Raw genomic sequence first — 12,764 nt, 5'->3', positions numbered from 1 at the left:
ATCACAAGCTACTTGCTCATCACCGACAGCCATTCGTCGACCCAGGCCTTGCGATTGGCGGCGACCGCTTCGGGGCTGAAAAGCAAAGTCTTGGTCGGCTTGACGAGCTTGTCGAAAGCCGGATTGAGCGGCTTGTCGGTCTTGCCGGCAGGGAACATCCAGTTGGTCTCGGGGATGACATCCTGGAATTTCGGTCCGGTCATGAAAGTCAGGAACTGTCTCGCCAACGGGTTCTTCGCGCCTGACGTGGTGATGCCGGCAACCTCGATCTGCAGATACTCGCCCTCCTCGAAGGACGCCGCCTGATAGCGTTCGGTGTTTTCGGCGACCATGTGATAGGCCGGCGACGTGGTATAGGACAGCACCATCGGCGCCTCGCCCTTGGTGAACAGGCCATAGGCCTCGCTCCAGCCCGGCGTCACGGTGAGCACCTTTGCCCTAAGCTTGGCCCAGGCTTCCGGCGCCTTGTCGCCATAAACCGACCTCACCCACAACAACAAGCCGAGACCGGGCGTCGAGGTGCGCGGATCCTGGATGACGATCTTCTCATCGGCATTGCCCTCGACCAATTCCTTCAGGCTCTTCGGCGGCGTCTTCAGCTTTTCGGTGTCGTAGACGACGGCGAAATAGCCATAGTCGAACGGCACGAAAACATCGTCGCTCCAGCCGCCCGGCACATTGACATCGATGACGGCACCATGCGGCGAAAACAGGCCGGTGGCCTTGGCTTCCGCAGTCAGATTGGTGTCGAGGCCGAGCACGATGTCGGCCTTGGTCGCGGCCCCTTCCAGCTTGACGCGGTTGAGCAGGGCGACGCCGTCGGCGACCGCGACGAATTCGAGAGTACAGCCGCATTCGGCCTCGAAGGCCTTCTTCACCGCGGGGCCTGGACCCCAGTCGGCGGTGAAGCTCTCATAGGTATAGACGGTGAGTTTTTCCTGCGCGGATGCCGGCCCGATGCCGGCGGGAACAGTCGCCGCAAGCAGCACTGCCGAAACTAGAGTGTATAAAAACGTGCGCATCGGCGCCTCCTTCGTTCGCGTTGAAAGGAATTGAGGCGTCGGGCTGTCCGAAACGTCTAATCCCTCCGCCGGTACAAACCGGATCAGGTTCAGCGGGTTGGCATGGTCGCCTCTCAGCTGGCTCGCGAAGATCGCGTCCAGCACCCCGTTAGAGCGTTTCGACACATAGGCCCGGCCTGGTTGCGGCGCAAGCGGAAGTTTGCCGGGCATCTGGAACGCGGCCTTCCGTTTGGCAAGCAGGGCTGGTAAGGGCCACGCATATGAGCAAATTCACCATCCTGCTTGGCGGCGATCTAATCCGCACGCCGCTGCTCGACCGCCAGGTCGAAGGCTCCCGTGTCATCGCCGCCGACGCCGGCATGAGCCATGCCCGGACGCTGAACCTGACGCCGGAACTCTGGGTCGGCGACTTCGATTCGGTGCCGGCGGACTTGCCGGACGAGTTGGCCGCCGTGGCCCGCCAGGTGTTTCCGGCAGAAAAGGACAAGACCGACGGCGAACTGGCTATCGCCGCCGCGCTCGAACGCGGCGCGACCAGTCTCGTGCTCGCCGGCGCGTTCGGCGGCAAGCGCACCGACCACGCCTTCCTGCACCTGGCGCTCAGTGTCCGACTGGCCGAGGCAGGGACGGAGGTGCTTTTGACCAGCGGCGCACAGGAAGGCACTCCCTTGCTTCGCGGAAAGGCCGGCTTCGACTACGCCGATGGCACGCTGTTTTCGATTCTCGGCTTTTCCGACCTTACCGGCCTGACCGTGACCGGCGCCAAATGGCCGCTGAACCATATCGAGATGGCGTTCGGTTCGTCGCTGACCATTTCCAACGAGGTCAAGGGCCGGCTGGAAATTGCGCTGAGCAGTGGCCGCGCGCTGTTGCTCGCCCACCCATTCCCCTTACCTGGAAGCTGACATGGCGCCGCCACTTCTCAATCTCGACGGCATAAAACTGACCTTCGGTGGCACGCCGCTGCTCGACGGGGCGGAACTGACGGCGTCGGCGGGCGACAAGATCGCTTTGGTCGGCCGCAACGGCTCGGGCAAATCGACGTTGCTCAAGATCGCTGCGGGATTGATAGAGCCGCAGGACGGCGAGGTGTTCCGCCAGCCCTCGGCGACAGTGCGCTACCTGCCGCAAATGCCCGACTTGGATGGTTTCGCCAGCGTCCGCGCCTATGTCGAGGCGGGGCTCGGACCCGCCGACGATCCCTACCGCGCCACCTATCTGATGGAGCATCTCGGCCTGTCCGGCGACGAGCGGCCGAACGATCTCTCCGGCGGCGAGGCGCGCCGTGCCGCCCTTGCCCGCGTCATGGCGCCGGAGCCCGACATTCTCCTCCTCGATGAGCCGACCAACCATCTCGACCTGTCGGTCATCGAATGGCTGGAGGAGGAGCTTGCCCGCACCTCTTCGGCGCTGATCGTCATCTCGCATGACCGCCGCTTCCTCGAGCGCGTGTCGCGCGCCACCGTCTGGCTCGATCGCGGCCAGACCCGCAGGCTGGACAAGGGCTTTGGCCATTTCGAGGAATGGCGCGACACCGTTCTGGAAGAAGAAGAACGCGAGCAGCACAAGCTTGGCCGCCAGATCGTGCGCGAGGAGCACTGGCTGCGCTACGGCGTGACTGCAAGGCGCAAGCGCAACATGCGCCGGCTCGGCGAACTGCAGACCATGCGCCAGCGCTTTCGTGGCCATCGCGGCGCCGAGGGTGCGGCGACCATGGTGGCCAGCGACGCCGCCGAATCCGGCAAGCTGGTGATCGAGGCCAAGACCATCGAGAAGAGCTTTGGCGACCTCACTGTGGTCAAGGGCTTCTCGACCCGCATCCAGCGCGGCGACCGCGTCGGCCTGGTCGGCCCGAACGGTGCCGGCAAGACGACACTGCTGAAGATGCTGACCGGCGAATTGAAGCCGGACTCAGGCACGGTGCGGCTCGGCACCAATCTGGAGATCGCCACGCTCGACCAGAAACGCGACGCGGTCGATCCGCAAGAGACACTGGCGCAATACCTCACCGACGGGCGCGGCGAGAACCTCGTCATCAATGGCGAGCAGCGCCACGTCGTCTCCTACATGAAGGATTTCCTGTTCAAACCGGAACAGGCGCGCACGCCGGTGCGCGAGCTTTCGGGCGGCGAGCGGGCGCGGCTGCTGCTCGCCCGCGTGTTGGCGCGGCCGGCGAACCTGCTGGTGCTCGATGAGCCGACCAACGACCTCGACATGGAGACGCTGGAATTGCTGCAGGAACTGGTCGCCGGTTTTGCCGGTACGGTGATCCTGGTCAGCCACGACCGCGATTTCCTCGACCGCACCGTGACCAGCCTGATCGCGCCGGACGGCGGCGGCCGCTGGATCGAATATGCCGGCGGCTATTCCGACATGCTGGCGCAGCGCGGCGGCACCAGGCTGGACGACCGCAAGGCACGGCCAAAGGCCGAGACCAGCGAAGTGGTGGCGGCAGGCAGGAGCGAAGCACCCGCGCCGAAGGGCTCAAAAAAACTGTCGTTCAAACAAAAATTCGCGCTGGAATCGCTGCCGAAGAAGATCGAGGCGGTGAACGCCTCGATCTCACGGCTGGAGAACAACATCGCCGACCCAGCCTATTACGAGCGCGATCCGGCCTCGTTCCAGAAGACCATCGCCGCCCTCGACAAGGAGCGCGCCACGCTGGCAGCGCTCGAGGAGGAATGGCTGGAACTTGAAATGTTGCGCGAGGAGATGGAGGGGTAGGCATTGCATGCGTGCTTTTATGCGCCTATCTTATGCGCATAAATGGGAGCTGCTCCATGCTTCAGTCGACTCCAAAAGCCCAACGAAAATCGGTCAATACCTCGATCGACTCCAGATTGATCGAGGACGCCAAGGCGCTCGGTATTAATATATCTCGCGCCGCCGAGGAGGGTATCGCCAAGGCGATTTCAGCCGAAAAAACGCGCCGGTGGCAGGAGGAAAACAGGGAGGCGATCGAGAGCTCTAACGACTATGTCAGGCGCAACGGACTGCCACTGGCCAAGTACCGGCCGTTTTGATGGCGCGTTACGATTTCTACCGGAGAGCTGAAGGCGACGGCTATCTGCTCGACGTTCAGGCTGATCTTCTTGAAGGTCTAAACACAAGGATTGTTATCCCGTTGATGCCGCCCAACATGGCCCCGGTGCCGGGGCGCCGGCTAAACCCCACCTTCACGATCAACGGCAGTGACCATGTCATGGTCACTCAATTCATGTCAGCCTTGATGGCTTCTGAATTGCGTGCCGCCGAAGGAAATCTTTCCAGCCGCCACGACGACATCGTGGCCGCGCTCGACATGCTATTCCAGGGCTTCTGAGAGGGTTGAGGCTGGTAAGCCCCGGCCTCAGCCCGCCTCTTTTGTTTGCCAGGCCTTCAGCGCCTCGTCGAACACCTTCTCGCCGGGAATGCCCTTTTCCATGGTGAGCAGCGCCCGCCGTCCGGTCTTGTAGACGACCGGTACGTCGATCCATTTCTGGCCCCGGAGCAGGGTCAGATTGGCGTCTTCGTCCGCCTTGGTGTCGTTGAGAGCGACCAGGAAGAAGCCGTCCGCGATTTTCGCCGGGATGCCGATCAGCGGGCTGCCGGCATCCTGTTCAGAGCCCTTCATGGCGACGCGCAGGATATTGTCGACGCCGCCGCCGTCGAAACCATCGGGCGTCAGGAAAATCATCTCGATGATGTGGCTGGCCGGCAGCGTTTGGTCGGTGTTGCGGCGGATGGTCATGCGCAGCTGCACGTCCTTACCCGGAATGCTCGCCTCGGCGCGGATTGCCGGCTCGGGCGGCAGATTGCCGCCGGGCGATTCCTGTACCAGCGACCAGACGATGCTGCCGGGCTCGGCCGAGCCTTGGGCGGTGCTGGTGCGCTCCTCGTAGAAGATCGCCTTTTGGCCGACCGCCAGCGCGGTTTCCGCAGGCGCGGCTGTCGGCGCGGCCGGCGCAGCACCGGGGGCCGGCGCTGCCGGGGCGGCTGCGCTATCGGTCGGCGCCGCCGGCGCCGGCGTGGCGCCATCGGCAGGCGGCGTTGCGGGGGCAGCACCCGGCGTGGCGGGCGCAGTCGTGGCTGGCGTATCGCCGGCCGGCGCGGCAGGCGCAGGTGCAGCCGGCGGCGGCGTGGTCAGTGCTGCGACGGATTCGCCCTCTCCGATACCGCTTTGTCCTGGAGCGGGGCCGGGATCGACCTCACCGCCCTCGGGCGTCAGCCGCTGGGTGAACTTTGTGCCCTCGGCATCCGTTGGAGCCGCAGCTGCCGGAGGCCTTGCCGCGGCATCGGTAGCCGGCTCGGCCGGGGTCGGCTTCACTAGCGGCTCTATGGTTGCGACCGTCGTGCTGTTGAGACCTAGCATATTGCTGAACGCGTCCTTGTTCAGCCAGATGCCATAGCCGCCGCCGGCGACGACGAGCAAAGCGACGACAGCGGCGATCAGCCCGCCAGAGCTGCGCCTCCGCTCGGCAGGACGCAGACGCTGAAAGGTGTCCGGCGCCGGCTCCTCGTCGTTGGGAAAGACATCGTCTCTAAAGGTATCGCTCTTCTCGTCCTCCGCTGGAAGATCCGCGACCGAAGGCACCGCATCGGTGTGCTCTGGAGGAGAAGCAACGGATGGCGGTTTTTGCCAATTCGGCGCGGCTTTGGCGGCAGGCGCCGGCTGCCTTGCCGGCTCAGTCTTTACCGGCTGCCATGCCGGCTCAGTCTCTGCCGGCTGCCATGCCGGCTCGGTCTTTGCCGGCTGCCGAACATGGCTGGGTTGGTTCTTGTTGCGGTCGATGGAGGAGAAGATGTCTTCCAGCTCCGACAGCGGATCGGATGCCGGCACGCTCCTGGTATAATCCCGCTCGACGCTGGCGATGGCGTCTTCCAGGGTGCGCTTATGCTGGGCAACGACCGAAGGCGCCAGCGGCGGTGTGATCTTGGCCAGCTTGTCCGCGATCGTTGAACGGGCCTTGTCATAGACCCTCGCGCGTACCTCCGGCGACGGCTCGCCGAGACCATTGAGCGTCTTTTTCAGAGCACCAACAAAATCTGCCATGCTTCAGTCGACCTGCATTTCGTTTCTGGGCCGGCCCCGCAAATCGGCCGCGATGCCCGGAACGGCTGAGAATCTAGTCTTGAAACGGATCGGTCACAAGTATTGTGTCGTCCCGTTCAGGGCTGGTGGAAAGGAGTGCGACCGGCGCGCCGATCAGCTCCTCGATGTGACGGACATATTTGACTGCCTGGGCTGGCAGATCGTTCCAGCTTCTGGCGCCCGCGGTGGTGCCTTTCCAGCCCTCCAGCGTCTCGTAGACCGGTTCGACGCGCGCCTGCGCACCTTGGCTGGCCGGCAGATAATCGATCGCCTCGCCATCGAGGCGGTAGCCGGTGCAGACCTTGATCTCGTCCAGCCCGTCGAGCACATCGAGCTTGGTCAGGGCGATGCCCTTGATGCCGTTGACGGCGACGGCCTGGCGGACCAGCACGGCATCGAACCAGCCGCAGCGGCGCTTGCGGCCGGTGACGACGCCGAACTCGTGGCCGCGCGTGCCCAGGAACTCGCCGATCTCGTTCTTCTGTTCGGTCGGGAACGGACCTTCGCCGACACGCGTCGTATAGGCCTTGGTGATGCCGAGCACATAACCGATGGCGCCCGGACCGACACCGGATCCGGCGGCCGCTTGACCGGCGACCGTGTTCGACGAGGTGACGAACGGATAAGTGCCGTGGTCGATGTCGAGCAGCGTGCCTTGCGCGCCCTCGAACAGGATGCGTTCACCGGCGCGGCGCTTGTCGTCGAGGATCTTCCAGACGCGGTCCATATAGGGCAGGATCTCGTCGGCGACCGAAATCAGCTCACTCATGATGGCGTCGTGCGTGACCTCGGCGTGGCCGAGCCCACGACGCAGCGCATTGTGATGCGTCAGCAGCCTGTCGACTTTCAAGGGCAGCGTTTCCAAATCCGCCAAGTCCATCACCCTGACCGCGCGCCGGCCCACCTTGTCCTCATAGGCGGGGCCGATGCCGCGACGGGTCGTGCCGATCTTCGTTCCGGAATTGGAGGCGGCGTCTTCGCGGAATCCGTCCAGCTCCCGGTGCAAGGACAGGATAAGCGCGGTGTTTTCGGCTATTTTCAGGCGCTCGGGCGTCACCTCGACGCCTTGCGCCTTCAATTTCGCCACTTCCGCGACGAAGGCGTGCGGGTCGAAGACGACGCCATTGCCGATGATGGACAGCTTGCCTTGTCGCACCACGCCGGACGGCAGCAGCGACAGCTTGTAGACCCTGCCGTCGACGACCAGCGTATGGCCGGCATTGTGGCCGCCCTGGAAGCGCACGACGACGTCAGCGCGTTCCGATAGCCAGTCAACGATCTTGCCTTTGCCCTCGTCGCCCCATTGCGAGCCGACGACCACCACGTTGGCCATGTTTCTTTTCCCTTGAGGCGCCGCTCGGAGCGGCTTGAAATGGTTCGAAACGACAGGCTTCTATCGCATAGGCCCGAAAATCGGAATCGATTTCGGAAAGCACGATGCGGACATTCAAGCCTTGAGACGCGTACTTTGTCCGTCCAAGTGGACGCACGTCGCTCTATAACGTCAAGACCCGGCGAGCGCGACCATTCTTTACCGCCGAAAGCGCCCTCAGGCACAACAATTTTCGCCTTTGACATCATTTACTTGGGCGAACCACCACAATAGCTCGGCATAGACCCTCCGCCTGCCCCTCGCCCGGCTGGAATTTCGCGATGCATCGAACCGCCTATCTGTTCTTGCTGTTCACCACCTTGCTGTGGGGCGGCAACTCCGTGGCCGGCAAGCTGGCGGTCGACCACATTTCGCCGATGACGCTGGTCTTCCTGCGCTGGGTTCTGGCCGTTCTGATCATGCTGCCGATCGGCTGGCGAGCGCTGCGCGAGGATTGGCCGGTGGTGCGCCGGCATTGGTTGCTGCTTGGCGGGCTCGGCGCCTGCGGCTTCACCTTCTTCAACGCGATCTTCTACACGGCGCTCAATTACACGACGGCGATCAACGTCTCGATCGAGCAGGCGGCGATCCCGATCGTGATCATCCTAGCCAATTTCGTGCTGTTTCGCCTGCGTGTGAACCAGGTGCAGATCGCCGGCGTCGTGCTGACGATCATCGGTGTCGCCCTGACCGCCAGCCATGGCGATCTGCGCCAGCTTCTCAAGCTGGATCTCAACTTCGGCGACGCCATTATGCTGATCGCGGTGCTTTGTTACAGTTTCTACTCGGTCGGGCTGCGGCTGAAGCCGGCCATACGCTGGCAAAGCCTGATGCTGGCGCTGTCGATTGCCGCACTTGTCACCTCGCTGCCTTTCTTCCTGTGGGAATTGGCCGCCGGCAAGGTCATCGTCCCCGATGCGCGCGGCTGGGCGATAGCGTTCTACACCGCGATCGGCGCCTCAGTCGTCTCGCAGATCTTCTATATCAGGGGCAACGAACTGATCGGCGCAAACCGGGCCGGCCTGTTCATCAACCTGGTGCCGATCTTCGGTACGCTGCTGTCGGTGCTGATCGTCGGTGAGACATTCCAGCTCTATCAGGGTCTGGCCCTCGTGCTGGTGCTCGGCGGCATCAGCCTCGCCGAATACAGCGGAAGGAAGCTGGCGATTTAGCCGGCAAATGTTCGGGATCGGATCAGAATGGTGCAATCCAGAGCCCGTCGCAGCCATTATTGTCGAAACGCCCCGTGTGCTTGTAGAGCACGCGGGGCGCGCGCGGGCATGTTTCAGGCGCCGCCCACATCGAAATGCAGCCGCTTGGCGGAGTCGATCGACTTGTGCGCCCGCACCTGTTCCAGCACGTTTTCCGGAAACGGAGCATCGAGATAGAGCAGCGCGATGGCATCGCCGCCAGGCCGGTTGCGGCCGAGCTGGAAATTGGCGATGTTGACGCCGTTCTCGCCGCAGACCGTGCCGAGCAGACCGATGATACCGGGCGCGTCGGCATTCGTCGTGTAGAGCATATGCTGGCCGACCTCGGCGTCTAGGTTGATGCCTTTGATTTGGATGAAGCGCGGCTTGCCGTCCGAAAAGCAGGTGCCGGCGATCGAACGCGTCCTATGCTCGGTCTTGACCGTGAGCTTGATATAGCCGTCGAACACGCCGGATTTGTCGCGCTTGACCTCGGCGACGATGATGCCGCGCTCCTTAACCATGATCGGCGCCGACACCATGTTGACGTCGGAGACCTGCGGCCGGATCAGCCCGGCAAGGGTGGCGCTGATCAGCGCGCGCGTGTTCATCGTCGCGGTCGAGCCGTCGAAAAGGATCTCGACCTCCTTGATCGGGTCCTCTGTGACCTGGCCGACAAAGGCGCCGAGCACTTCGGCCAGCTTGACGAAAGGTTTTAGGCGCGGCGCCTCCTCGGCGGTGATCGACGGCATGTTGATGGCGTTGGAAACGGCGCCCTTGATCAGATAGTCGGCCATCTGCTCGGCGACGTGCAGGGCGACATTCTCCTGCGCCTCCATCGTCGACGCACCGAGGTGCGGCGTCGCCACCACATTCTCCATGCCGAACAGTTCGCTCTGCTCCGCCGGTTCGACCTCGAACACGTCGATGCCGGCACCTGCCACCTTGCCGCTTTTCAGTGCCGCGATCAGGTCGGCCTCGACGATCAGCCCGCCACGAGCGCAGTTGATGATGCGCACGCCGGTCTTCATTTTGGCGATCGCCGCAGCGTCGATGATGTTGCGCGTCTTGTCGGTCAGTGGCGTGTGCAGGGTGATGAAATCGGCGCGGGCGAACAGCTCGTCGAGTTCGACCTTCTCGACGCCGAGTTCCTCGGCACGGCTGTCCGACAGGAAAGGGTCGAAGGCGATGACATGCATCTTCAGGCCGACGCCGCGCGTGGCCACGATCGAGCCGATGTTGCCGCAGCCGATGATGCCCAGCGTCTTGCTGGTGATCTCGATGCCCATGAAGCGGTTCTTTTCCCACTTGCCGGCATGGGTCGAGGCATTGGCTTCCGGTATCTGGCGGGCCAGCGCGAAGATCATGGCGACGGCATGCTCTGCGGTGGTGATCGAATTGCCGAAGGGCGTGTTCATCACGATGATGCCCTTGCGGCTCGCCGCCGGGATGTCGACATTGTCGACGCCGATGCCGGCGCGGCCGACCACCTTCAATTTGGTGGCGGCGTTGATCAGCTTCTCGGTGACTTTCGTCGCCGAACGGATGGCGAGGCCGTCATACTGGCCGATCACTTCGAGCAGCTTTTCCTTGTCCTTGCCGAGGTCGGGCAGGTAGTCGACGTCGATGCCGCGATCCCTAAAGATCTGCACGGCAGTGGTGGAGAGTTTGTCTGAGACGAGAACGCGGGGCATTGGCTTGGTCCTTTGCGATTGGCGCCCCTCCCCCTTTGAGGGGAGGGTCGGCGCGAGCGCCGGGTGGGTCGTTGCGGCCGGACGCCGCCGAAATCTTTTCTTTCTGGATGGCGGACCGTTGAGTTGGTGGAGGCGACCCCACCCGGCCCTTCGGGCCACCCCCCTCAAGGGGGAGGGGTCAGGCGGCCGCCTTGAGCGACGCCTTTTGTGCGGCAAAGGCCCAGTCGAGCCACGGCAGCAGCGCTTCGAGATCGGAAGTCTCGACCGTCGCCCCACACCAGACGCGCAGGCCGGGCGGCGCGTCGCGATAGGCGCCGATGTCGTAGGCGACGCCTTCCTTGTCGAGATCCGAGACAATTGCCTTGGCGAAGGCCGCCTGTCCGTCGGCGTCGAGTGCCGCGATATCCGGGTCGGTGAAGGAAAGACAGACGGACGTGTTCGACCGCGTCGCCGGGTCGGTGGCCAGATGGCCGAGCCATGCGGATCTGCCGACGAAGCCGTCGAGAACGGCGGCATTGGCGTCGGCGCGGGCGATCAGCGCATCGAGGCCGCCGATCGACTTCGCCCAACGCAGTGCGTCGAGATAATCCTCGACGCACAGCATCGACGGCGTGTTGATGGTCTCGCCCTTGAAGATGCCTTCGATGAGCTTGCCGCCCGAGGTGAGGCGGAAGATTTTCGGCAGCGGCCAGGCCGGCTTGTAGCTTTCCAGCCGCTCGACGGCGCGCGGGCTGAGGATCAGCACGCCGTGCGCCCCTTCGCCGCCGAGCACCTTCTGCCAGGAGAAGGTGACGACATCGAGCTTCTGGAAATCGAGCTTTTGCGCAAAGGCCGCCGAGGTCGCATCGCAGATGGTCAGGCCCTTGCGGCTGGCCGGGATGAAATCGCCGTTCGGCACACGCACGCCTGATGTCGTGCCGTTCCAGGTGAAGACGACATCGCGGTTGAAGTCGATTTTTGCCAGATCCGGCAGCGCGCCGTAACCGGCTTCGATCCTGCGCACGTCGGCGAGCTTCAGCTGCTTGACCACATCGGTGACCCAGCCGGAACCGAAACTCTCCCAGGCGACCATGTCGACGCCGCGTTCGCCGAGCAGCGACCACAGCGCCATCTCGACCGCGCCGGTGTCCGACGCCGGCACGATGCCGATGCGGTAATCTGCGGGAATCTGGAGGACCTCTCGCGTCAGCTCGATCGCCTGTTCGAGCTTGGTCTTGCCGATCTTGGCGCGGTGCGAGCGTCCGAGCGCGGCATTGGCCAGCGCCTCGACCGACCAGCCGGGACGCTTTGCACAGGGACCTGAGGAAAAATTGGGATTTGCCGGACGCGGTCCGGGCTTCGTATGCGTCGCCATCGTGGTCTATCCTTCCAGATAGTGGCCCCTCGTTGGGGAGGGGTGGCCCACGGACGGCGATATGCGTTCAGGCTTCCGGCGTCAAGAGGAAAGTTTTTGTCGCTGACGGGATACTGATCACCTGTGATGAGAATGTCATGGCCTCGAAACACGAACGGCGGCCCCGAAGATCCGCCGTCAAGATTGTCGCGTGCGCAGCTCCTACCAGAGGTCGTAACGCAACCCGAGCTTGACTTGATGATTGCTGATCCCTTTGTCGATCGGATAGGAAGTCAGGCTCTCGGCAGTCGCGTATTCGGCGTCGGGCGCGGAAAAATACTGATAGCCCAGATCTACGGAAAAATTCTTGGACACTTGATAGGCAAGGCCTGCATTCAGCGTGTAAGCGAAGGAATACTGGGTCTTGTCGTCCTGCAGAACGAAATCGTCGGTAGGGTCATTGTTGTCGGTGAAATAGCTCGCTGAAAGCTTGCGGTTGCTCTGGACGACACCGATACCCGCGCCGAGATAGGGCGTGATCCCGACATAGGTGCCAAGATCGACATAGCCGTTGAGCATGCCCGAGAAGGCGTAGTTCTTCAGGGACGCTGATGCCACGGTCGTTCCGTCATCATAGCCGACGCCGATCTTATTGCCGGGCAGATAGCCGAAATTGAGATCGGCACGCAGATAGTCGTTGAAATGGTAGCCGAAGCCGATGCTGGCAAAGATCGGATCCTCATTGTCGCTGAAGCTCGCCGGTGTGAAGGCGAAATCCTCATCTTCGAAGCTCTTTTCCGGCAAATAGGCGACATCGCCGCGCAGATACCATCCCGAACCGACTTCGACCGGCACATAGTCCGGCGCCTGGTCGACATAGATCGGCGGATCGTAGTCGGCGCCAAGCGCTTGAGACAGCGGCATCAGGGCGATTGCTGCAAGCGCCAGCGCTATACGCGATTTGACTGTCATGATCCCGGCTCCCGAAGGTGGCGCCATTCGCGATCGCGAGCGCCGTTTCAGGAAGCATTGTTAACCATAGTGGTTAAGTGGCGGTTAAGGATAACAGGACGTTAGCGAAT

At 63.1% G+C, this 12,764-nt stretch carries 11 protein-coding genes and 1 riboswitch; of the genes, 5 read left to right on the top strand and 6 right to left on the bottom strand.

The annotated features are described in order from the left end of the window. Positions 1 to 8: 8 nt before the first annotated feature. Positions 9 to 1,022 carry a thiamine ABC transporter substrate binding subunit gene (thiB, locus tag AC0NIE_RS07075; protein WP_473486360.1) on the bottom strand — a complete coding sequence of 338 codons (1,014 nt, stop codon included), beginning with the start codon at positions 1,020 to 1,022 and terminating at the stop codon, positions 9 to 11. A gap of 43 nt (positions 1,023 to 1,065) precedes the next feature. Beyond that, a riboswitch (TPP riboswitch) is annotated at positions 1,066 to 1,180 on the bottom strand. A 102-nt stretch (positions 1,181 to 1,282) separates the two neighbouring features. Between thiB and AC0NIE_RS07070 the strand changes: the two genes are divergently transcribed. Genes AC0NIE_RS07070 through AC0NIE_RS07055 form a run of 4 tightly spaced genes read left to right on the top strand, consistent with a single transcriptional unit; the run spans position 1,283 to position 4,344 of the window. Continuing rightward, positions 1,283 to 1,927: a thiamine diphosphokinase gene (locus tag AC0NIE_RS07070; protein ID WP_473486359.1), complete on the top strand. Its 645-nt coding sequence runs from the start codon at positions 1,283 to 1,285 to the stop codon at positions 1,925 to 1,927. 1 nt (position 1,928) lies between these two features. Then, positions 1,929 to 3,746, top strand: a complete 1,818-nt coding sequence (locus tag AC0NIE_RS07065) for an ABC-F family ATP-binding cassette domain-containing protein (RefSeq protein WP_473486358.1) — start codon at positions 1,929 to 1,931, stop codon at positions 3,744 to 3,746. Positions 3,747 to 3,802: 56 nt separating this feature from the next. Then, positions 3,803 to 4,045: a type II toxin-antitoxin system CcdA family antitoxin gene (locus AC0NIE_RS07060; protein ID WP_123150288.1), complete on the top strand. Its 243-nt coding sequence runs from the start codon at positions 3,803 to 3,805 to the stop codon at positions 4,043 to 4,045. Then, complete coding sequence (locus tag AC0NIE_RS07055; protein WP_123150144.1) at positions 4,045 to 4,344, top strand: CcdB family protein; 300 nt, start codon at positions 4,045 to 4,047, stop codon at positions 4,342 to 4,344. The genes AC0NIE_RS07060 and AC0NIE_RS07055 overlap by 1 nt, the downstream gene beginning before the upstream one ends. Positions 4,345 to 4,371: 27 nt before the next feature. Here AC0NIE_RS07055 and AC0NIE_RS07050 read toward each other — a convergent pair whose 3' ends face one another. Together AC0NIE_RS07050 and AC0NIE_RS07045 are read right to left on the bottom strand one after the other, a co-directional pair. Next, positions 4,372 to 6,054 carry a hypothetical protein gene (locus tag AC0NIE_RS07050; protein ID WP_473486357.1) on the bottom strand — a complete coding sequence of 561 codons (1,683 nt, stop codon included), beginning with the start codon at positions 6,052 to 6,054 and terminating at the stop codon, positions 4,372 to 4,374. A gap of 73 nt (positions 6,055 to 6,127) precedes the next feature. Next, the gene (locus AC0NIE_RS07045; protein ID WP_473486356.1) at positions 6,128 to 7,426 is read right to left on the bottom strand and encodes an adenylosuccinate synthase; all 1,299 of its coding nucleotides are present in this window, start codon (positions 7,424 to 7,426) and stop codon (positions 6,128 to 6,130) included. Between the two features lie 320 nt (positions 7,427 to 7,746). Here AC0NIE_RS07045 and AC0NIE_RS07040 point away from each other — a divergent pair, with 320 nt between their 5' ends. Next, positions 7,747 to 8,637 carry a DMT family transporter gene (locus AC0NIE_RS07040; RefSeq protein ID WP_473486355.1) on the top strand — a complete coding sequence of 297 codons (891 nt, stop codon included), beginning with the start codon at positions 7,747 to 7,749 and terminating at the stop codon, positions 8,635 to 8,637. Between the two features lie 113 nt (positions 8,638 to 8,750). On the opposite strand, the gene serA is transcribed toward AC0NIE_RS07040, so the two are convergent. The 3 genes from serA to AC0NIE_RS07025 form a co-directional block, all read right to left on the bottom strand. Next, complete coding sequence (gene serA / locus AC0NIE_RS07035) at positions 8,751 to 10,349, bottom strand: phosphoglycerate dehydrogenase (RefSeq protein WP_123150140.1); 1,599 nt, start codon at positions 10,347 to 10,349, stop codon at positions 8,751 to 8,753. Positions 10,350 to 10,527: 178 nt separating this feature from the next. Then, complete coding sequence (locus tag AC0NIE_RS07030) at positions 10,528 to 11,703, bottom strand: phosphoserine transaminase (protein ID WP_473486354.1); 1,176 nt, start codon at positions 11,701 to 11,703, stop codon at positions 10,528 to 10,530. Positions 11,704 to 11,904: 201 nt separating this feature from the next. Beyond that, the gene (locus AC0NIE_RS07025) at positions 11,905 to 12,654 is read right to left on the bottom strand and encodes an outer membrane protein (protein WP_473486353.1); all 750 of its coding nucleotides are present in this window, start codon (positions 12,652 to 12,654) and stop codon (positions 11,905 to 11,907) included. Between the last annotated feature and the right edge of the window lie 110 nt (positions 12,655 to 12,764).

Source organism: Mesorhizobium sp. WSM4842 (assembly GCF_055901575.1).
The sequence above is the reverse complement of the archived record's forward strand: the minus strand, read 5'-3'. Positions and strand labels throughout refer to the sequence as shown.